The following is a 20,110-nucleotide window of genomic DNA, read 5'->3' on the forward strand; positions in this document are numbered from 1 at the left end:
TCTCAGAGATGACCGCCATGAACAGCACGCTACTACTGTTAAACACCCTCGCGCTGGCCGTATTGCTGGTTTTTCATTTTCTGCCCGAGCCCGTTTCGGCCGAGCAGCCTGTTGAAATGACGGCTACCTTCAACAAACCGCGGCCACAGGTTGCGGTGATGAAAGAGACCAGCCGCGTGACACCTCGTCTGGCTGCCAACCAGCCCGTCGCCGACCAGGCACCTGCGGGTGAACGCTGGGTCTTTTGAAAGCACATTGAGAGATGGGTAAGAAATCATGTCCAAAATCGCTTTGGCTCTGTTAATGCTGGCACTGTCGAGCCTTGCCCTGGATGTATTCACCAGTAACGAATTTGGCAATCTGCCCTTGATCGCCGCCGCGGTGTTTTTCGCTTGCTGGCTGGTGGCGCTGCTGCTTGGTCGCAGGTTCAAGTTTGACCCGCAATTGCGCTGAAACTGCCCATAGGCAAGGGGGAAAACCCATTAATTTGCTGGGTTAATCGCTAAGCCACCCATTCGAGTGTATATTTTTAACAAGACCTACTGGCATAACGCCTTTATCCGGTTCAATATTTGTCACAGAATTGACGCCAGGGAAGTGGCAGATTTGAGGCATGATGCGCGCCTCTTAGCAATTCAGGTTGAACATTTGGCTATAAGGACGGTCTTAAACACATCCTGCGGCCAATTCCCGAGAACCGCTCCCCTGAACTAACCGGTTAACTAAAATGCGCCCATTGAAACAGGCAATTTACTCCAGCCGCACGGCTGACAAGTTCGTCGTTCGCCTGCCAGACGGAATGCGCGAGCGCATCGCCGAAGTGGCTCGCAACCATCACCGCAGCATGAACTCTGAAATCATTGCTCGTCTCGAGCAAAGCCTTATCCAGGAAGGCGTTCTGGGTGATGAGCTCAGCATGCGCCTCGACAGCCCCGAGCTTTCCCTGCATGAGCGTGAGCTGCTGCAACGCTTCCGCCAGTTGTCACACCGCCAGCAAAACGCCCTGGTATCACTGATTGCTCACGATGCTGAAGCAGCCTCTGAAGAATCCTGATTTAACTCAGGCATAAAAAAAGCCAGCAAATGCTGGCTTTTTTTATGGGCGCTGTTCGCGCCCTGTACATAATGATCAAAGCAGGAAGATAGTCGCCAGCCCCAGAAAGATGAAGAACCCGCCACTGTCGGTCATGGCGGTGATCATCACGCTTGCGCCCATGGCCGGATCACGCCCCAGGCGGGCCAGCGTCATTGGTATCAATACCCCCATCAGTGCTGCCAGCAGCAGGTTGAGGGTCATGGCTGCGGTCATCACCACGCCGAGCGACCAGCTGCCATACAGCAGGTAGGCCACAACACCAATCACGCCACCCCACACCAGACCATTGATCAGGCCCACGGCGAGCTCCTTGCGCATCAACCGCGAAGTGCTGCCGGTGTTAACCTGATCCAGGGCCATAGCGCGCACGATCATGGTAATGGTCTGGTTGCCGGAGTTACCGCCAATACCGGCCACGATGGGCATCAGTGCTGCCAGAGCCACCAGCTTTTCAATCGAGCCTTCGAACAGGCCAATCACCCGCGAAGCAATAAATGCCGTGACCAGGTTGACTGCCAGCCAGGCCCAACGGTTACGCAGGGACTTCCACACCGAGGCGAAGATGTCTTCTTCTTCTCGCAGACCGGCCATGTTGAGAACTTCGTTTTCACTCTCTTCACGGATCAGGTCGACCATTTCATCGATGGTCAGACGGCCGATCAGCTTGCCGTTCTTGTCGACTACGGGGGCCGAAATCAAGTCATAACGTTCAAATGCCTGAGCAGCATCGTAGGCATCTTCGTCCGGGTGAAAACTCACCGGGTCGTTGGCCATGACCTCAGACACTTGTTTTTCAGGGTCGTTGACCAGCAGACGCTTGATCGGCAGCACACCTTTGAGCGCACCGTCGTAATCGACCACGAACAGTTTGTCGGTATGGCCCGGCAACTCCTTGAGGCGACGCAGGTAACGCAGCACGACTTCAAGGCTGACATCCTCACGGATGGTCACCATCTCGAAGTCCATCAGGGCGCCGACCTGGTCCTCGTTATAGGACAGTGCGGAGCGCACGCGCTCACGCTGCTGGCCATCCAGGGTCTCCATCAGCTCATGGACGACGTCTCGCGGCAGCTCGGGAGCCAGGTCAGCAAGTTCGTCGGCGTCCATCTCCTTGGCGGCTGCCAGGAGCTCGTGATCGTCCATGTCGGCGATCAGGGTTTCACGCACCGAGTCGGATACTTCGAGCAGGATGTCGCCATCGCGATCAGCCTTGACCAGCTGCCAGACCGTCAGGCGGTCGTCCAGAGGCAATGCTTCGAGGATATAGGCAACGTCTGCGGAGTGCAGGTCTTCCAGCTTGCGCTGGAGTTCAACAAGGTTTTGCCGATGGACCAGGTTCTCGACCCGGTCATGGTGATGGCCTTCCTGACGATGAGTCAGATCTTCGACCACACGCTGGCGATTAAGCAGCTCAATAACTTGAGCAAGGCGGCTTTGCAGGCTTTCTTGGGTTTTCTTTACTTCAACTTCGGTCATAGGCGAACTCCACTCCCAGCAGCAGGGCACGCCGGAAGGATCAATCAGTCAATTCATGATTGGTAAAGCGGGATGCTGAGTTACTACTGGGTAAGTCCATGGAGGTATTCCACAAGCCCCGGCGGGGCTGACGGGCGCAATCATACACGGCTTGAAAATTAATGACGCAAAAATCTTGGAGATAACAAAAGCTTGCGAAAAACCGCCAGACGGCGCCTGCGCACTGCTTGTGCGACGAAGGATGAGTTGCACAGGGCACAACTCAAAGCTGAAATTCAACCTTGTAGCCGTTGACGAGCAGGGACAAGAACCAGAATAAACACAAGACAAGTCGCGAGGATGACAGCAATAGCCAAATCGCAGATAACAAAAAGCCCGCACAATGTGCGGGCTTTTTGATGTTTGGTGCACTCGACAGGATTCGAACCTGTGACCGCTCGGTTCGTAGCCGAGTACTCTATCCAGCTGAGCTACGAGTGCAGGTTGTGTTTGTTAAACCAGACCACCGCTGGCTGAAGCAAAGCCAACTGCCTGGGCAATTGACTCTTAAATGGTGCACTCGACAGGATTCGAACCTGTGACCGCTCGGTTCGTAGCCGAGTACTCTATCCAGCTGAGCTACGAGTGCAAGTTGTGTTTGATAGACCAGACCACCGCTGGTTGAAGCAAAACCAACCGCCTGGGCGATTGACTCTTAAATGGTGCACTCGACAGGATTCGAACCTGTGACCGCTCGGTTCGTAGCCGAGTACTCTATCCAGCTGAGCTACGAGTGCAAGTTGTGTTTGATAGACCAGACCACCGCTGGTTGAAGCAAAACCAATCGCCTTGGCAATTGACTCTTAAATGGTGCACTCGACAGGATTCGAACCTGTGACCGCTCGGTTCGTAGCCGAGTACTCTATCCAGCTGAGCTACGAGTGCATTTGAAGCGGCGCATTATAGACCGTTGAATCTCTCTGGCAAGATTTTTTTTCAGTATTTTCAACAACTTACTGAACTGCCTAGATTACAACGTGCTACATGAATAATGGCGGAGAAGGGGGGATTCGAACCCCCGACACCCTTTTGAGATGTACTCCCTTAGCAGGGGAGCGCCTTCGGCCACTCGGCCACCTCTCCGCAACACGGGGCGTATAATAACCAGCCTTTTCCCCGCATGCAACTAAAAACTTAAATAAAATTAAAGACTTGGTTCTTCATCCTTTTCATTCTTGATCCGCAGGTAGATCTCTTCACGGTGTACGGCCACTTCCTTGGGAGCATTGACGCCAATGCGCACCTGGTTGCCTTTGACGCCCAATACGGTCACGGTAATTTCGCCATCGCCTATGATCAGGCTTTCCGCACAACGGCGAGTCAGAATCAGCATACGTTTCTCCTCACACTTATCTTTTCAGGGACAACAGTCTGCAAAAAAAAAGAGCCCGAGCCTACTAGCGACTAGTAGCACTCTGCGCTCCTTAGTATTGACCAACATGACAAAACGGGTGGGCTTCGTGCATGCCTGCCAAAAAACAAAGGGCGCGGATTAACCGCGCCCTTCTGGCAACGCCTTACTCGCCCTGTCGGGCTGGCGCATCCAGATCAAAAGCGGTGTGCAGGGAACGCACGGCCAGCTCCAGGTACTTTTCTTCGATCACAACAGACACTTTGATCTCGGAAGTCGAGATCATCAGGATGTTGATGTTTTCCTTGGCCAGCGATTCAAACATGCGGCTGGCAACGCCTGCATGAGAGCGCATGCCCACACCCACGATCGAAACCTTGGCAATGTTGGTGTCGCCCACCACTTCACGGGCACCGATCTCGCGAGCGGTATTTTCCAGCACGCTTTGCGCCGCATTGTAGTCATTGCGGTGTACGGTGAAGGTGAAATCGGTGGTGTTATCGTGCGCAACGTTCTGCACGATCATGTCGACTTCGATGTTGGCCGCGCTGATCGGGCCCAGAATCTTGAACGCCACGCCCGGGGTGTCCGGCACGCCACGGATGGTCAGCTTGGCTTCGTCGCGATTGAACGCGATACCAGAAATGATCGGCTGTTCCATGGATTCCTCTTCATCAATAGTAATGAGGGTACCTGGACCCTCCTTGAAGCTGTGCAAAACGCGCAGCGGAACGTTGTACTTGCCGGCGAACTCGACTGCGCGGATCTGCAACACCTTGGAACCCAGGCTGGCCATTTCCAGCATTTCTTCGAAGGTGATCTTTTCCAGACGCTGCGCCTTGGCCACAACCCGCGGGTCAGTGGTGTAGACGCCGTCAACATCGGTGTAGATCTGGCATTCATCAGCCTTGAGGGCCGCTGCCAGCGCCACACCCGTGGTATCGGAACCGCCACGGCCCAGCGTGGTGATATTGCCGAGCTCATCAACGCCCTGGAAACCGGCAACCACAACCACACGACCGGCCTTGAGATCAGCGCGAATCTTCTGATCGTCAATTTTCAGGATACGGGCCTTGGTGTGCGAGCTGTCCGTGAGGATGCGCACCTGGCTGCCGGTGTAGGACACGGCCGGCACACCACGCTTGTTCAGCGCCATGGACAGCAGACCAATAGTCACCTGCTCGCCCGTGGATACAATCATATCCAGCTCACGCGGCAACGGCTGATCGCTGATTTGCTTGGCCAGGTCGATCAGGCGATTGGTTTCGCCGCTCATGGCCGATAGCACGATCACCAGATCATTGCCGGCTTCGCGGAACTTCTTAACTTTATCGGCGACCTGCTCGATTCTCTCGACAGTGCCGACCGAGGTGCCTCCGAATTTCTGTACGATCAAAGCCATTTCAAAGCAGCCTCAGCCCATAAAGGGCGCCCATTTATCATTCAAACAACGCGCCGTTACTAGACAACGGCGCGTTCTGGACCTCAGATACCCTGCTCGACAAATGGCACGGTCAGAGCCAGCGCGGCGTCCAGGGCTGCAGCATCAACACCGCCACCTTGCGCCATGTCCGGACGACCACCGCCCTTCCCGCCCACTGCCGCAGCAGCCTGCTTCATCAAATCACCGGCTTTGAGTTGGCCAGTCAGGTCTTTGGTTACGCCTGCAACCAGTACAACCTTGTCTTCATGGACACTGCCGAGCAGGATCACCGCACGACCGAGCTTGTTCTTCAGCTGATCTACCAGCGCCAGAAGCGCCTTGCCGTCTTGACCGTCCAGGCGGGCGGTCAACACTTTCACGCCTTTTACGTCCACTGCCGACGATGACAGATCATCACCCGCTGCGCTTGCGGCCTTGGCCTGCAACTGCTCAAGCTGTTTTTCCAGCTGACGGTTGCGCTCAAGTACCGCCGACAATTTGTCGACCAGGTTCTCGCGCGAGCCCTTGACCAGGCTGGCGGCTTCCTTGAGCTGCTCTTCGGCAGCATTTAGGTAAGCCAGTGCGGCTGCGCCGGTCACCGCTTCAATACGACGGATACCGGAGGCTACACCGCCTTCGCTGATGATTTTCATCAGGCCGATATCACCGGTGCGCTTGGCGTGGATACCACCACACAGCTCAACCGAGAAATCACCACCCATGCTCAGCACGCGCACGCTGTCGCCGTACTTCTCGCCAAACAGCGCCATGGCGCCTTTTTCCTTGGCGGTTTCGATGTCGGTTTCTTCAGTCTCGACCGGGGTATTCTTGCGAATCTCGGCGTTGACGATATCTTCCAGCGCCTTGATCTGCTCAGGCTTGATCGCTTCGAAGTGACTGAAGTCAAAACGCATGCGCTGGCTGTCAACCAGAGAGCCTTTCTGCTGAACGTGCTCGCCCAGAACCTGGCGCAAGGCGGCGTGCAGCAAGTGGGTGGCCGAGTGGTTCAGCGCCGTGGCGTGACGCACATCGGCGTCCACCTGGGCTTCAACGGTTTCGCCCACTTTCAGGCCGCCCGCAGCAACCACGCCGTGGTGCAGGAAAGCGCCACCGGTCTTGGTGGTGTCGCGCACGTCAAAGCGGGCAGCACCCGCCTGCAGGTAACCGCAATCGCCGACCTGACCGCCCGATTCGGCATAGAACGGGGTCTGGTCGAGAATCACCACACCCTCGTCGCCTTCGTTCAGGCTGGCAACCGACTGCCCTTCTTTATACAGCGCAACCACCTTGGCCGAGGCCTGGGTAGCGTTGTAACCGACAAACTCGGTCGGCACGTCGACTTTGACCAGGGTGTTGTAGTCCAGGCCAAACGAGCTGGCCGAACGGGCACGCACACGCTGGGCTTCCATCTCGCGTTCGAAGCCTTCTTCGTCCACGGTCAGGTTGCGCTCGCGGGCGATATCGGCCGTCAGGTCCATCGGGAAGCCGTAGGTGTCGTAGAGCTTGAACACTACGTCGCCAGGCACCACGGTGCCCTTGAGCTCAGCCAGATCCAGCTCGAGGATTTTCAGACCCTGCTCCAGGGTCTTGGAGAACTGCTCTTCTTCAGCCTTGAGCACGCGCTCGATATTGGCCTGCTCGCGCACCAGCTCCGGGAAGCTGGCACCCATCTCGGCCACCAGGGCCGCGACGATCTTGTAGAAGAAATTGCCAGTAGCACCCAGCTTGTTGCCATGACGGCAGGCGCGACGAATGATGCGGCGCAGCACGTAGCCGCGACCTTCGTTCGATGGCAGTACACCGTCGGCGATCAGGAAGCTGCACGAACGGATATGGTCCGCTACCACCTTGAGCGATGCCTGGCCTTCGTTGGCGCAGCCGATCGCGTCCGCCGCTGCGGTCAGCAGGCTCTGGAACAGGTCGATATCGTAGTTGGAGTTGACGTGCTGCATCACCGCACTGATCCGCTCCAGGCCCATGCCGGTGTCTACCGACGGCGCTGGCAACGGATGCAACACGCCATCGGCGGTGCGGTTGAACTGCATGAAAACGTTGTTCCAGATTTCGATGTAACGGTCGCCGTCTTCGTCTGGCGAGCCCGGCGGGCCACCCCAGATTTCCGGGCCGTGATCGTAGAAAATCTCGGTGCACGGGCCGCACGGGCCGGTATCGCCCATGGTCCAGAAGTTGTCCGATGCATACGGCGCGCCCTTGTTGTCGCCGATACGGATCATGCGCTCGGCAGGCACGCCGACGTCCTGGGTCCAGATGTCGTAGGCTTCGTCATCGCTGGCGTAGACGGTCACCCACAGCTTGTCTTTGGGCAGCTTGAGAACACCGGTCAGGAAGGTCCAGGCGAAATTGATCGCATCTTTCTTGAAGTAATCGCCAAAGCTGAAATTGCCGAGCATTTCAAAGAAGGTGTGGTGACGGGCGGTGTAACCGACGTTTTCCAGGTCGCTGTTCTTGCCGCCGGCACGCACGCACTTCTGGCTGCTGGTCGCTCGGGTGTAGGCACGTTTTTCTTGACCCAGGAAACAGTCCTTGAACTGGTTCATCCCCGCGTTGGTGAACAGCAGGGTCGGGTCGTTATTAGGGACCAAGGAGCTGGAAGGGACACGGGTGTGACCTTGCTCCTCGAAGAAGCGAAGGAAGGCTTCACGGATTTCTGCGCTTTTCATAGGTTCTTCCACGGAGGCTGCGGCCAGAGGCAAGTAAATCACGTCAATCGACAGTGCGACTCGCAAAGGGCCGCATTATATCGGCCCTTCGCCCCGGGTACAGCGTGTTTATACGATAGCGACAAGCAATTGGACGGATTGAACGCTTATTGAAGGGAAAACTCGGCAAAAACCGCTATCACCTGCTCAATCTGGCTGCGACTGACATCCATGTGCGTCACCATTCGCAAGCGCGGCGCGGCACTGAGCCTGATCCCCTGGCCGGCCGCAAAGGCCTTGAGTGCCTCGGCACGCTCACCGATCTGGACGTAGACCATATTGGTCTGCACCGGCTCAACCTCATAACCGGCAGCACGCAGGCCCTCGGCCAGCAACTGGGCATTGGCATGGTCATCGGCCAGACGCGCCACCTGATGATCCAGTGCATACAGCCCGGCAGCCGCCAGTTGACCGGCCTGGCGCATGCCGCCCCCGACCATCTTGCGCAGGCGCCGGGCGCGGGAGACAAGCTCGGCGGTGCCGCACAACACCGACCCCACGGGCGCGCCCAGGCCTTTGGACAGACAGACCGATACCGAATCGAAATGGCGGGTGATATCACCGGCGTCAACGCCCAGTTTGACCGCCGCGTTGTACAACCGCGCGCCATCAAGATGCAGCGCCAGGCCGTGCTCGCGGGTCAGGCGGCCGGCCGCTGCCAGGTACTCGGTGGGCAGCACCTTGCCTTGCATGGTGTTTTCCAGCGCAAGCAGGCGGGTGCGGGCAAAGTGGAAGTCATCCGGTTTGATCGCGGCAGCCACCTGTTTCAGATCAAGCGAGCCATCGGCCTGCACCTCCAGCGGTTGCGGCTGAATGGACCCCAGGACCGCCGCCCCGCCACCTTCGTACTTATAGGTGTGAGCCTGCTGACCGACGATGTATTCATCACCGCGCTCGCAATGCGCCATCAAGGCCAGCAGGTTGCTCATGGTGCCGGTGGGCACAAACAGCCCCCTGGCAAAGCCCAGGCGCAATGCCAGCTCGGATTCCAGTTTGTTCACCGAAGGATCTTCGCCATACACATCATCGCCCATAGGCGCATTTGCCATGGCTTCACGCATGCCTGGGGTGGGTTGGGTCACGGTGTCACTACGAAGATCGATAACAGACATGGCATTGGCCTCGGCAAGGTTTGATCAGTGTTGAATGCTAAACGTGCGATTCCCGCCAGAACAAGCCTACTCTGCAGCGATCGACAATATTCGGATACTCACGTAGGAATTACCTTATTAATGAAATGGAAAAACTGATAGCTATTAGCAAAAAGCATCAATGCATACTCGAAAAATATGTGATACAAAATGTCCGCCGCCAGAAAGGCTGGTGGCAACGTTCTCAGGGCGGGGTGCGACTCCCCACCGGCGGTAATTGCGCGCAAAGCGCATAGCCCGCGAGCGCTTGGCACATTCTTGAGCTTCGGCCAGGAATAAACCAAGGTCAGCAGACCCGGTGTGATCCCGGGGCCGACGGTCATAGTCCGGATGAAGAGAGAACGGGATTGGCGCCAAAGGGCCGTCAACCAGGCGGGATAGTGGCGATGCCGTATGGCCGTGCGCTGCCCTCCTGAACGTACCCTTTAATCCCATTCGATTCATATGCCCTGTTTTTCACACAAACAGGAATCTGAACATGCAACCTACAGCTATTCACCACAACGAACGTGTCGCATTTATCCAGGCTTCCTGGCACAAAGAGATTGTCGACCAGAGCCGCAAGGGCTTCCTGGCCGAAATGCTGGTGCTGGGCTATCAGGAAAGCGACATCGATTTCTTCGAAGTCGGCGGCGCATTCGAGATCCCGCTGCACGCCAAACTGCTGGCCAAGACCGGTCGTTACGCCGGAATTGTCGGCGCCGCACTGGTCGTGGATGGCGGCATCTACCGTCACGACTTTGTTGCCCAGACGGTCGTCAGCGGCCTGATGCAAGTACAACTGGAAACCGAAGTGCCGGTGTTCTCCGTCAGCCTCACGCCGCACCACTTCCACGCCGGTGAGGAGCATCAGAAGTTTTTCTTTGAGCACTTCGTGCACAAAGGCCAGGAAGCCGCCCGGACGTGCGTAGACACACTGCAGAAAATCCGCAACATCAAGCGCATGGATACCCAGCAAAAACGCGCGGTGTAATGCCTGATTCCCCGGCCAGCCCTGAAACCAGGCTCGCCGGGGAGCACACCATAAACATGTAACGCACACATAAGCCATCCAGGCGTTTCAATTGTCGACACAGGTGCCCGGTCACCGATGACATTTGAACTTGACGCCCAGGAGCATCTCTTATGTGCCCAACCCCGCCCCCAGTAACAACTACCCCTCTGCCAGCCCCTCATCATTTCGAGTTTGACGGCGGTGCCCAGGCCCCGCTCGAAAGAACCGAAACAACGGTTTCACACCCCCTGCCCCATGTGACAGAGAGCACCACACAAAGCATTCTTCATATTGGCGATAACGCCACCCTCGTGCGCTACGTCACTGAAGGCGTCCTGTACCCCCGCCCCATTGACCGCCTGGTCTTCCGTGCCTCGGTGGCGCGGGCATCCATTTGCGTCACCAAGGGCGACAACGACTCTCTGCTGATCGACCTGAACCATGAGCGCTATCGGATAAAGCCTGCAAGTGCAAAGCAGATCATCGAAATTCATACCTTGAACGGCAACGATACGGTTTACATCGCCGACACCCTGAAAAACACCTTTCATATCGAAACCGGCCCCGGCAATGACACCGTCGTGACCAGCAGCGGCAAGTCCACGGTGCTGACCGGTACTGGCGATGACATGGTGATGACCCGTGGGGGCACCAGCTACGTAGACACTGGAGATGGCAATGACATCGTCAACGCCAATGGCACGGGCACAACCGTTGCCTACACGGGCAAAGGGGCAGACTTTTTTCGTGGCGGGGCCGGCATGGCCTTTATCGACGCAGGAGAAGGTGACGATGTAGCCGTCGGAGGCCAGGGCCACAGCATTCTATGCGGGGGCGACGGCGATGACCTTATTACAGCCGGAGCGGGCTCCAATGTGATCTATACCGGCCAGGGCCAGGACATCCTCAATCAAATAAAAGACAGGGACAAAGTATTCACCGACAGCGAGCCCACCTATATCGCCGAAGGCAGAATCACCCCGCACAAAAAGGTCGCCAATACATTTATTGGCAGCCCAATCCCCCTGCCGGAATCAGGGCTGATTATTCAAGGCAGCGAAGAGTTTATCGTAAGGGTTCAGGATGACTTGAAACTGTTGCTGAGCTCCGGCAACGGGAGCCAGCTACTGCGCGAACTGACAAAAAGTATTCGTAAAAGCCAGAAACCCATCACCATCGCCGAACTCAAGCAGGTAAATAACGGCCTATACATACCCAATCTGGGTGATGGCCGGTCTTTTATTCAGGTCGGGATGGCAGGTCTGCCTGATTTCGGAGGAACGGTGTACTACAACCCGGCATTTTCCACACCCGGCGCGATACCGCTTACCTCTCTCTACCACGAGCTATGCCACGCCTACAACTTTGTCACGGGCACACGATTTTTAGGCGCAAGCCCCGACGGGCATCAGGGAACCAAGCAAGCTGCGCTGGTGAAAAATGATGAACTGCAGGCCGTGGGCTTACCTTGCAACACAGAGCCCTTTGACTTCGATAAAGACCCTGCAACCCCTGCCCTCCCCACGAACCCGGCACAGTTCAGCGAAAACGGCATACGCGAAGAACTGGGGCTGCCCCTGCGCAAAACCTATATCCATTACTCGGATGATTAACCCTGTGGGGCCAGGGTTGTCGGTTCGATAATGATACCGGCGCGCAGGCCATTTTTGACTTTAGGGTTGGGAAAGATGATCCGCGCACCCTCTTCTTCAATAATCCAGCGGGTTTTGCCGGCGTCTTGCGCCAGTAGATAGCCCTTGGGCAACTCGCTGAAATTTTCGATATCGGCAGGCAAGTGCAGGATAAAGGCATCACTGTGCTTGATGACTTCACGCGCCACACTGAACAACTGCAAACCCTCGAGCGAAGCATCGGCCAGTGCTGGCTCGCTACCCTCGATCATCTGCTGCAAACGCTGCTCCAGACGTTCGACATTGACTCCGCCGTTCTGCCCGAAAGGCCGGGCCTTGCCCAACTCAAGGGTAAACGCCTCGGCGCCCAAGCGATCGTAGGTATAGGCACTGAACACAATGGAGGGCTTGTTTTGCAACAGCACCGCTTCCATCCCGGCCGCACGCAAGCGCGACAGCTCTTCGCGAGAGTGGCTACGGCCCTCCTTGAAGGGATACAACGCAAACTGCTCGATCTTCGACCCTCGAATGGCCGTGTGCAAGTCGTAGTGCAGACGAGTACGCCCGGGAGGGCTGAAAAAGGTTTCAGCCAGGTGTTCAAGCTCGCAAGCACGCAGGGCTTCGGGGCCACTGCTGCTTTCGTGACGGCCGTTGAACAGCCGGTTGAGGTCTTCCTCGACAAAACGTGCGCCAGTACGCATGGCGCCGGGGTTGCCGAACAGGAACAGAATTCGCGCACGGGGCTTGATAGTACCCCGTGCAATGGCCTGCAACAGGCGATCAAGCAACTCGATCGGCGCTGTTTCATTGCCATGGATGCCGGCTGACAACAACAGATCCATACCGTTGTCACGAGCCTCGGGCGGGCGCACTTCAAGCGCGCCTTCGGTCAGCCAGCGCATCCGCACGCCGTCGACAGTCAGTTGAGTTTTCTCGGCCGGTTCACGTCCGGCCAAGGTCAGTTCAAGCAGTTTGCCGAGAGCGAGCATAGAACTTCCTTATCAGTGGTTGCAGTCCGGACCGTGTACGTGACCGTCTTCATCATCGCCCAGATCAGCCGGTTCCATTTCCAGTTGCAGGCTCACAAGGTTAGTCGCCAATGGGCGCAGCAGCAGGTTGGCGTATTCGGCATCGCCTTCTTCAACGTCTACACCGATCAGCAACTGGCCACGGCCGTCCTGCTGAATCCACAATTCCTTGCCCTGCCACATGACGGCAACGCGCGTGCAGGACGTTTCCAGCTGGGTACCGTCGGTGTCTTCAAGGATCAGCTTCAGGGTATCAGTCATTTCATCGCTCTCATTGGGGTGTGAAGGTGCGTGCCCGGCGTCAACTATCGCCCAGGCACAGCGCCTTTCAATTGATCTGGAAGGGGTAAACCGCGCCCAGTTTAAGGATTTGCGTCAGTTCATCCAATGCCGTGCGGCATTCAAGCAGCAATTGTGGATCAGCCAGGTCACTTTCGCGCAAAGCATCACGATAATGTTTGTTCACCCAGACCGTCAGGGTGTCGTACAGCGCCGGGGTCATGATCACGCCGGGGTTGACGGCCGCCAGCTCGGTTTCGTTGAGCGCGACCCGCAGGCGCAGGCACGCCGGACCACCGCCATTCTGCATGCTCTGCTTGAGGTCGAACACCTTGACCTCACGGATCGGCCCGCCAGCGGCCGTCAGCCCTTGCAGGTACTGCCACACGCGCGGGTTGGCACGACACTCTTCAGGCACGATCAATAGCATCGAGCCATCGGCGCGGCTCAGCAGCTGGCTGTTGAACAGATAAGAGCGCACGGCATCTTCCACGGCCACCTGATCACGGGGCACGCTGATCGACTGGAAGTTGGCGCCGCGGGTCGCCAGCTTGGCCTGCAACTCGGCCAGCATCTGCTCGGTATTGAGGAAAGCATCCTGGTGATGGAACAACAGTTCACCATTACCCACGGCGATCACGTCGTTATGAAACACACCCTGGTCAATGACCGCAGGATTTTGCTGGGCAAACACCACACCCTCCTCGCTCAGGCCATGCAGGCGAGCCACTGCCTGCGAAGCCTCGAGGGTCTGGCGCGCCGGGTATTTTTGCGGTGCCGGGTAACGACTGTCGAACGCACTGCGGCCGAACACAAAAAACTCGACACCGGCCTCACCATAATCGCGGCAAAAACGCGTGTGGTTGGCTGCACCTTCATCGCCAAATTGCGCCACTGCCGGCAAAGCCGCGTGGTGGGCAAAATGCTCCTGATCGGCAAACATCGCGCCCAGCACGCGACTGGTGGTCGGGTGCTCGATACTGCGATGGTATTTGCAATTGAGGTTGGCAGCGGTGAAGTGCACGCGACCGTCAGCGGTGTCGGCACTGGGGCTGACTGTGGCCGCATTGGCTACCCACATGCTCGAGGCCGAGCAGCTGGCGACCAGCAATGGCATGGCCTCTTTGGCGGCGCGCTCGATCACCTGAGCATCAGTCCCGGCAAAACCCAGGCTGCGCAAGGCAGCAACGTCCGGACGCTCTTGCGGGGCCAGCACGCCCTGGACAAAGCCCATGTCCATCAACGCTTTCATTTTTTCCAGGCCTTGCAGCGCAGCTTCCTTAGGGTTGGAAGCCTGCTGGCTGTTGCTCTGGGAAGCGACGTTGCCAAACGACAAACCGCCATAGTTATGGGTCGGCCCCACTAAACCGTCAAAATTGACTTCAAAGGACTTCATCAGCGAGGCTCCGGAAAACGGTTATAAGTCATACAGCACCTGTGGGAGCGAGCCTGCTCGCGAATGGCCTTTAAGGCTTTCGCGAGCAAGCTCGCTCCCACAGGGTTGAGATAAGCGTTACGACATCCGCACGCCCGGGGTCAGCGCTGCTGGCAAAGCCAGGGTCGGCGTTTCAAGGGAAGCCACCGGGTATGCGCAATAATCCGCCGCGTAGTAGGCACTGGCGCGATGATTGCCCGACGCCCCGATACCACCAAATGGCGCACTGCTCGCCGCGCCGGTCAATTGTTTGTTCCAGTTGACGATACCGGCGCGGCTTTCGAGCCAGAACTGCTGGTAACGCGCTTCGGAATCCGACAGCAACCCGGCCGCCAGACCAAACGCCGTGTTGTTGGCTTCAGCAATCGCCGCATCAAAGTCAGCGTAGCGAATCACTTGCAGCAATGGCCCGAACAGTTCTTCGTCCAAACGATCGCGAACCTCTGTCACATCGATAATGCCCGGCGTCAGCAAGGCGGCATTACTGTCTGGCTGGTGCATTTCCAGCAAGGCCACAGCCCCCGACCCCAGCAACACTTCCTGGGCATCCATCAAGGCGCGCGCTGCGCCAAGGGAAATCACCGACCCCATAAATGGCGCCGGCTGCTGATCGAAAGCACCCACTTCGATGCTCTGACTCACTTCAACCAGGCGCGTCAGCAGGCTGTCGCCCCATGCGCCTTGCGGCACCAGCAAGCGGCGGGCACAGGTGCAACGCTGCCCGGCGGAGATAAAGGCCGACTGGATGATGGTGTACACCGCTGCGTCCAGGTCCTCTACCTGATCGACCACCAGCGGGTTGTTGCCACCCATTTCCAGAGCCAGGATTTTGTCCGGGCGCCCGGCAAATTGCTGGTGCAGGGCATTGCCGGTGCGGCTCGAACCGGTGAAGAACAACCCGTCGATACCCGTGTGCGCCGCCAGGGCGATACCGGTGTCGCGTGCGCCCTGCAGCAGGTTGAGCACGCCCGCAGGCAGACCCGCTTCGATCCAGCACTTGACCGTCAGCTCGGCGACTTTAGGGGTCAGCTCGCTCGGTTTGAATACCACGCTGTTACCCGCCAGCAACGCCGGAACAATGTGCCCGTTGGGCAAATGACCGGGGAAGTTGTACGGGCCGAAAACAGCCACTACACCATGAGGCTTGTGACGCAAAACGGCCGTGGCATCGCCCAGCGGTCCGCTTTTTTCACCCGTGCGCTCGCGGTAGCTCTGTACCGAAATCGCCACTTTATTGATCATGCTGGTGACTTCGGTGGCCGACTCCCAGAGGGGTTTGCCGGTTTCTTCACCGATGCAGCGCGACAGTTCGTCGGCGTGGTTTTTAAGGCTTGCGGCAAACGCTTCGAGCACACTCAGGCGCTGCTCGAAAGTCTGTTTGGCCCACTGCGGGAAAGCCTGGCGCGCAGCCTTCACGGCGGCATCCACTTGCCCGGCATCGGCGCCCTTGCCAGCCCAAAGCACGTGTTGGGTAACCGGGTTCAGCGACTCCAAAGCCTCGCCCTGCCCGCTCTGCCAGGTACCTGCGATATACAACGTACTCATTATTTTGACTCCCGTGGGGCCACTGACTGGGCGGACAAGGCAACGGCGCGCACCTGGTCGCCCGCGCTCAGTTGCAGGCGTTTGGCGGTCAGCGGGTCGACCACCAGGGTGCCAGCAGCCAGCCGCGCAGGGGCGGCCGTGATGCGGCAATCTTCGCGTTTGCGGTTGTGCATCAGGTAAGGCGTTGCGTCGTCACCCGGTGTGCCAATAGCCAGTACCAGCGCTTCGCTGTCGCGCACTGCGCGGATCTTGCTGGTTTCACACTCAACCGCCGGGCCTGCGTCAAAAATATCGACGTAGCCCTGATAACTGAAGCCTTCGCTTTTAAGCATGTTCAAGGCCGGTTCGGTGTGGGTATGCACCTTGCCGATCACCGCTCGGGCATCTTCGGACAGGAAACAGGTGTACACCGGGAACTTGGGCATCAACTCGGCGATAAAGGCTTTGTTGCCCACGCCGGTCAGGTAGTCGGCCTGGCTGAACTCCATTTTGAAAAAGTGCCGGCCCAGGCTTTCCCAAAATGGCGAGCGGCCACTTTCATCGGACATGCCACGCATTTCGGCAATGATCTTGCTGCCAAACAGCTCCGGGAACTCGGCGATAAACAGCATCCGCGCCTTGGCCAGCAGGCGGCCATTGAGCCCGGTACGGTAATCGGCACTCAGGAACAATGAGCACAGCTCGGAGTTGCCGGTCAGGTCATTGGCCAGAAACAGGGTCGGGATTTCGCGGTAAATATTCAACTCTTGAGAGGCGCTGACCGTCAGGCCCACACGGAAGTTGTACCAGGGCTCACGCAAGCCCACGGCACCGGCAATGGCGGAAATACCCACCACTTTGCCATCGTCGTTTTCGAGCACAAACAGATAGTCCGCATCGCCACGCTCGGCTTCGCCACGGAAGGTTTTCTCAGCCCAGGTGACCCGATGCAGCAAGCGCTCTTCGTTGGCCGGCAAGGTGGTCAGGCCGGTGCCGGTGCTGCGTGCCAGCTCAATCAGGGCCGGTAAATCGCTGTTGCGTACAGGACGAACGATCATGCTATCTCCTTGGACGGGGCTCGCTGACGACCCCCGCGAAACTCGCTCAAACGCGTTATACCGCTACCACTCGTACGCTGGCACCTTCGCCAACACCAAGTGCTTCGGCCGCTTCCAGATCCAGCGTGACCGGTTTGCCCGGCGCCCAATCCAGCTCCAGCAATACGGCGCGGTAATCCTGTAGCTGGGCATTGGCCACCAGATACTGACGTCCACCGCCTGTGCTCAGTGCGCCGATCTTGACCGGAACCACGCGGCTCTGGGCGATTGAGCGGATGCCCGAAACCCGGGCATGCAAGGTCGGGCCACCGTCGAAAATATCGATGTAGTGATCGGTCTCGAAACCTTCGCGCATCAGGATGTCAAAGGTGATCTGCGCACGCGGGTGGACTTGCCCCATGGCCTCTTGGGCGGTGTCAGGCAGCAGCGGCACGTAAATCGGGTAATGCGGCATCAGCTCGGCAAGGAAGGTGCGGCTTTTAAGCCCGCACAGACGCTCGGCGGCGGCATAGTTCAAGTCGAAGAAGTTGCGACCAATGGCGTCCCAGAACGGCGAGTCGCCATTTTCATCGCTGTAGCCAACGATCTCGGTGACCACGGAATCGGCAAAACGCTCCGGGTGGTTGGCCACAAACAGCAGGCGGCCACGGGAGTTGAGTTCGGACCAGGCCGACCCCACCAGTTCCGGGACCACATAAAAACTGGTCAGCAGGCTGTTACCGGTCAGATCATGGCACTGCGACAGGACGTGAATCTTGTTGTGAATCTTCAGTTCGCGGGAGGCGTGCACGAACGTCTCGTTACGGAAGCTGTAAAACGGCTCCGAATAACCGGCCGAGGCCACGATCGCCGAGCACCCCACCAACTTGCCGGCAGCGGTGTCTTCAAGGACGAAAAAATAGCTTTCTTCGCCATTGAAGCTCACTTCGGCAGCGAACGAGGTTTCAGACGCGGCGATCTTGTCGCGCAGGCGTTCGATATCGTCCGGCAATGAAGTGACACCAATCGGGCTGTCCGCAGCCAGACGCTGTACCTCGCCCAGATCAGCCATTTGCGCAGGGCGCATCACCAGCATGGTGTCACTCCTTAATCCTTGAATTGCATAGAGGGGTATAGGCCGAACAGTCGAGTACACCCGGGATTTCAACTGTGGGAGCGGGCTTGCTCGCGATGACGTCACTGCGGCGTGACTGACACACCGCGCTGCCTGTATCGCGAGCAAGCCCGCTCCCACATTGAAAGCCCTGTGCATTGAGCCTGGCCCGGCACATTAAATTCGGTTCGACGCCCGGCAAGCCGGGCGTCGAGGTCACACTCAGGCTTGCGTCAGATTCTTTACGGCACGTTCGAAGCGGTTCAGACCTTCTTCGATATCGGCCTCGTCAACCACCAGGCTTGGCGCGAAACGCACAACGTCGGGGCCGGCCTGCAGAATCATCAGGTTTTCTTTTTCAGCGGCATTGAAGATGTCCTTGGCGCGGCCCTTCCAGGCATCGTTCAGCACACAACCCAGCAGCAGGCCCATGCCACGCACTTGAGTGAACAGGCCGTATTGCTGGCCGATTTGCTCAAGGCGGGTCTTGAACAGGTCATGCCTGGCCTTGACGCCTTGCAGTACCTCTGGCGTGTTGATCACATCGATTACCGCATTGCCGACTGCACACGCCAGCGGGTTACCGCCGTAGGTGGTGCCGTGGGTGCCGACAACCAGATGCTTGGCCAGCGCTTCGGTGGTCAGCATGGCTGCGATCGGGAAACCGCCGCCCAGGCTCTTGGCGCTGGTCAAAATATCCGGGGTCACGCCGTAATGCATGTAGGCAAACAGCTCGCCGGTACGACCCATGCCGGTTTGAACTTCGTCAAACACCAGCAACGCATTATGCTGGTCGCACAGTTCGCGGGCGCCTTGCAGGTAAGCCTGCTCGGCCGGCAGCACGCCGCCTTCGCCCTGGATCGGCTCCAGCACCACTGCGCAGGTCTTGTCCGAAATCGCCGCTTTCAGCGCGTCAAGGTCGTTGAACGGAACATGGGTAATGCCGGTGATTTTCGGACCAAAACCGTCGGAGTACTTCGACTGCCCGCCCACGTTCACGGTGAACAGCGTGCGGCCGTGAAAGCTGTTGAGCGCAGCGATGATTTCGTACTTCTCGCTGCCGAAACGGTCATGGGCGACACGACGGGCCAGCTTGAAAGCGGCTTCGTTGGCTTCAGCGCCCGAGTTGCAGAAGAACACACGCTCGGCAAAGGTCGAGTCCACCAGTTTTTTCGCCAGGCGCAACGCCGGCTCGTTGGTGAACACGTTGGACACATGCCAAAGAGTATTCGCCTGTTCAGTCAAGGCACCGACCAATGCCGGATGCGCATGGCCAAGAACGTTAACGGCAATGCCGCCCGCGAAGTCGATCAGCTCCCGACCGGCCTGATCCCATACTCGGGAACCGGCACCACGCACAGGAATAAAGGCTGCAGGCGCGTAGTTGGGAACCATGACCTGGTCGAAATCGGCGCGTTGCACCGGGGCTTGCTCAACGGACATCGGAGTCTCCTGAAGAGGAACGCCTGCCTAAACTGGCGAGCGATGGGGGGATTGTAGGGACACATCGGGAGCACGCCTTGTCGCCAAGCGACAACTTCTTATAGCGCCAAACCACGATTTACAAAGGCATTACGACAATGCGACATATTCCGTCACAAAGGCGCAGTTTAAACGCTGGGGCGTCTTTGCGGCAGCACTCTGGCGCGCTGATTTTCCCGGAAAACGCGAGTTTTTGCCGATCACCGCCGGATCTGTACGTATGGGTGCTAAATATGTATGGATTGATCGCTGATTGTTGATGCAAAGCCTCCGCCAGCCAGCAAATATTTGCGCTTTTTAACGGGCTCGTACTGGCGGATCTTGAAGGTA

At 57.9% G+C, this 20,110-nt stretch carries 17 protein-coding genes, 5 tRNA genes and 1 riboswitch; of the genes, 5 read left to right on the top strand and 17 right to left on the bottom strand.

What is annotated here, in order from left to right; translation table 11 throughout:
* The first annotated feature begins 17 nt into the window (after positions 1 to 17).
* The 3 genes from V6L81_RS20455 to V6L81_RS20465 all read left to right on the top strand — a co-directional run bounded on the left by V6L81_RS20455 (position 18) and on the right by V6L81_RS20465 (position 1,054).
* Positions 18 to 248, top strand: a complete 231-nt coding sequence (locus V6L81_RS20455; RefSeq protein ID WP_095019285.1) for a hypothetical protein — start codon at positions 18 to 20, stop codon at positions 246 to 248.
* Positions 249 to 276: 28 nt separating this feature from the next.
* Positions 277 to 453, top strand: a complete 177-nt coding sequence (locus V6L81_RS20460) for a PA3371 family protein (RefSeq protein ID WP_179291755.1) — start codon at positions 277 to 279, stop codon at positions 451 to 453.
* Positions 454 to 727: 274 nt separating this feature from the next.
* Entirely contained in the window at positions 728 to 1,054 is a 327-nt protein-coding gene (locus V6L81_RS20465) for an Arc family DNA-binding protein (protein ID WP_016782142.1), read from the top strand.
* 75 nt (positions 1,055 to 1,129) lie between these two features.
* Here V6L81_RS20465 and mgtE read toward each other — a convergent pair whose 3' ends face one another.
* The 10 genes from mgtE to ltaE form a co-directional block, all read right to left on the bottom strand.
* Positions 1,130 to 2,572 (bottom strand): magnesium transporter, encoded by a 1,443-nt coding sequence (gene mgtE, locus V6L81_RS20470; RefSeq protein WP_016782141.1) that lies wholly within the window; start codon positions 2,570 to 2,572, stop codon positions 1,130 to 1,132.
* A 403-nt stretch (positions 2,573 to 2,975) separates the two neighbouring features.
* Positions 2,976 to 3,052: transfer RNA gene (locus V6L81_RS20475), tRNA-Arg, on the bottom strand.
* Positions 3,053 to 3,123: 71 nt separating this feature from the next.
* Positions 3,124 to 3,200: transfer RNA gene (locus V6L81_RS20480), tRNA-Arg, on the bottom strand.
* A gap of 71 nt (positions 3,201 to 3,271) precedes the next feature.
* Positions 3,272 to 3,348: transfer RNA gene (locus V6L81_RS20485), tRNA-Arg, on the bottom strand.
* A 71-nt stretch (positions 3,349 to 3,419) separates the two neighbouring features.
* Positions 3,420 to 3,496 (bottom strand) — tRNA-Arg (locus tag V6L81_RS20490).
* Between the two features lie 107 nt (positions 3,497 to 3,603).
* A tRNA-Ser gene (locus V6L81_RS20495) sits at positions 3,604 to 3,694 on the bottom strand.
* 61 nt (positions 3,695 to 3,755) lie between these two features.
* Positions 3,756 to 3,944, bottom strand: a complete 189-nt coding sequence (csrA, locus tag V6L81_RS20500; protein WP_095003370.1) for a carbon storage regulator CsrA — start codon at positions 3,942 to 3,944, stop codon at positions 3,756 to 3,758.
* A 184-nt stretch (positions 3,945 to 4,128) separates the two neighbouring features.
* Positions 4,129 to 5,364, bottom strand: coding sequence for an aspartate kinase (locus tag V6L81_RS20505; RefSeq protein ID WP_095003369.1), 1,236 nt, complete (start codon positions 5,362 to 5,364; stop codon positions 4,129 to 4,131).
* An 83-nt stretch (positions 5,365 to 5,447) separates the two neighbouring features.
* Positions 5,448 to 8,066 carry an alanine--tRNA ligase gene (gene alaS, locus V6L81_RS20510; protein WP_095019219.1) on the bottom strand — a complete coding sequence of 873 codons (2,619 nt, stop codon included), beginning with the start codon at positions 8,064 to 8,066 and terminating at the stop codon, positions 5,448 to 5,450.
* A gap of 146 nt (positions 8,067 to 8,212) precedes the next feature.
* Positions 8,213 to 9,217, bottom strand: coding sequence for a low-specificity L-threonine aldolase (gene ltaE / locus V6L81_RS20515; protein WP_095003367.1), 1,005 nt, complete (start codon positions 9,215 to 9,217; stop codon positions 8,213 to 8,215).
* 215 nt (positions 9,218 to 9,432) lie between these two features.
* Positions 9,433 to 9,603, top strand: a riboswitch (FMN riboswitch).
* A 131-nt stretch (positions 9,604 to 9,734) separates the two neighbouring features.
* Between ltaE and V6L81_RS20520 the strand changes: the two genes are divergently transcribed.
* Complete coding sequence (locus V6L81_RS20520) at positions 9,735 to 10,229, top strand: 6,7-dimethyl-8-ribityllumazine synthase (protein ID WP_095019218.1); 495 nt, start codon at positions 9,735 to 9,737, stop codon at positions 10,227 to 10,229.
* 278 nt (positions 10,230 to 10,507) lie between these two features.
* Complete coding sequence (locus tag V6L81_RS20525) at positions 10,508 to 11,863, top strand: M91 family zinc metallopeptidase (RefSeq protein ID WP_095019714.1); 1,356 nt, start codon at positions 10,508 to 10,510, stop codon at positions 11,861 to 11,863.
* Here the strand turns inward: V6L81_RS20525 and astE are convergent.
* The 7 genes from astE to V6L81_RS20560 form a co-directional block, all read right to left on the bottom strand.
* A complete protein-coding gene (astE, locus tag V6L81_RS20530) occupies positions 11,860 to 12,870 on the bottom strand; it encodes a succinylglutamate desuccinylase (RefSeq protein WP_095003229.1) in 1,011 nt (336 codons plus the stop codon). The two genes, V6L81_RS20525 and astE, sit on opposite strands and share 4 nt — an antisense overlap.
* 12 nt (positions 12,871 to 12,882) lie before the next feature.
* The gene (locus V6L81_RS20535; protein ID WP_003440880.1) at positions 12,883 to 13,170 is read right to left on the bottom strand and encodes a hypothetical protein; all 288 of its coding nucleotides are present in this window, start codon (positions 13,168 to 13,170) and stop codon (positions 12,883 to 12,885) included.
* Positions 13,171 to 13,237: 67 nt separating this feature from the next.
* Positions 13,238 to 14,584 carry an N-succinylarginine dihydrolase gene (gene astB, locus V6L81_RS20540; protein WP_095003230.1) on the bottom strand — a complete coding sequence of 449 codons (1,347 nt, stop codon included), beginning with the start codon at positions 14,582 to 14,584 and terminating at the stop codon, positions 13,238 to 13,240.
* Positions 14,585 to 14,701: 117 nt separating this feature from the next.
* On the bottom strand, positions 14,702 to 16,171 hold the full coding sequence (gene astD, locus V6L81_RS20545; protein ID WP_338660701.1) for a succinylglutamate-semialdehyde dehydrogenase: 1,470 nt from the start codon (positions 16,169 to 16,171) through the stop codon (positions 14,702 to 14,704).
* Complete coding sequence (gene astA / locus V6L81_RS20550) at positions 16,168 to 17,205, bottom strand: arginine N-succinyltransferase (RefSeq protein WP_095003232.1); 1,038 nt, start codon at positions 17,203 to 17,205, stop codon at positions 16,168 to 16,170. The genes astD and astA overlap by 4 nt, the downstream gene beginning before the upstream one ends.
* 55 nt (positions 17,206 to 17,260) lie before the next feature.
* Positions 17,261 to 18,280: an arginine/ornithine succinyltransferase subunit alpha gene (aruF, locus tag V6L81_RS20555; RefSeq protein ID WP_095003233.1), complete on the bottom strand. Its 1,020-nt coding sequence runs from the start codon at positions 18,278 to 18,280 to the stop codon at positions 17,261 to 17,263.
* Between the two features lie 240 nt (positions 18,281 to 18,520).
* Positions 18,521 to 19,741 carry an aspartate aminotransferase family protein gene (locus V6L81_RS20560; protein ID WP_095020866.1) on the bottom strand — a complete coding sequence of 407 codons (1,221 nt, stop codon included), beginning with the start codon at positions 19,739 to 19,741 and terminating at the stop codon, positions 18,521 to 18,523.
* Positions 19,742 to 20,110 lie beyond the last annotated feature (369 nt).

The sequence above is a fragment of the Pseudomonas bubulae genome, from assembly GCF_037023725.1.
Taxonomy (GTDB): domain Bacteria; phylum Pseudomonadota; class Gammaproteobacteria; order Pseudomonadales; family Pseudomonadaceae; genus Aquipseudomonas; species Aquipseudomonas bubulae.

Bases quoted from the DNA above. Each gene is read 5' to 3' on its own strand.
- V6L81_RS20465 (WP_016782142.1), top strand. From the start codon at position 728: ATGCGCCCATTGAAACAGGCAATTTACTCCAGCCGCACGGCTGACAAG.
- astB (WP_095003230.1), bottom strand. From the start codon at position 14,584: ATGAAGTCCTTTGAAGTCAATTTTGACGGTTTAGTGGGGCCGACCCAT.
- alaS (WP_095019219.1), bottom strand. From the start codon at position 8,066: ATGAAAAGCGCAGAAATCCGTGAAGCCTTCCTTCGCTTCTTCGAGGAG.
- V6L81_RS20505 (WP_095003369.1), bottom strand. From the start codon at position 5,364: ATGGCTTTGATCGTACAGAAATTCGGAGGCACCTCGGTCGGCACTGTC.
- ltaE (WP_095003367.1), bottom strand. From the start codon at position 9,217: ATGTCTGTTATCGATCTTCGTAGTGACACCGTGACCCAACCCACCCCA.
- csrA (WP_095003370.1), bottom strand. From the start codon at position 3,944: ATGCTGATTCTGACTCGCCGTTGTGCGGAAAGCCTGATCATAGGCGAT.
- aruF (WP_095003233.1), bottom strand. From the start codon at position 18,280: ATGCTGGTGATGCGCCCTGCGCAAATGGCTGATCTGGGCGAGGTACAG.
- astA (WP_095003232.1), bottom strand. From the start codon at position 17,205: ATGATCGTTCGTCCTGTACGCAACAGCGATTTACCGGCCCTGATTGAG.
- astE (WP_095003229.1), bottom strand. From the start codon at position 12,870: ATGCTCGCTCTCGGCAAACTGCTTGAACTGACCTTGGCCGGACGTGAA.
- V6L81_RS20560 (WP_095020866.1), bottom strand. From the start codon at position 19,741: ATGTCCGTTGAGCAAGCCCCGGTGCAACGCGCCGATTTCGACCAGGTC.
- V6L81_RS20455 (WP_095019285.1), top strand. From the start codon at position 18: ATGAACAGCACGCTACTACTGTTAAACACCCTCGCGCTGGCCGTATTG.
- V6L81_RS20520 (WP_095019218.1), top strand. From the start codon at position 9,735: ATGCAACCTACAGCTATTCACCACAACGAACGTGTCGCATTTATCCAG.
- V6L81_RS20535 (WP_003440880.1), bottom strand. From the start codon at position 13,170: ATGACTGATACCCTGAAGCTGATCCTTGAAGACACCGACGGTACCCAG.
- V6L81_RS20460 (WP_179291755.1), top strand. From the start codon at position 277: ATGTCCAAAATCGCTTTGGCTCTGTTAATGCTGGCACTGTCGAGCCTT.
- mgtE (WP_016782141.1), bottom strand. From the start codon at position 2,572: ATGACCGAAGTTGAAGTAAAGAAAACCCAAGAAAGCCTGCAAAGCCGC.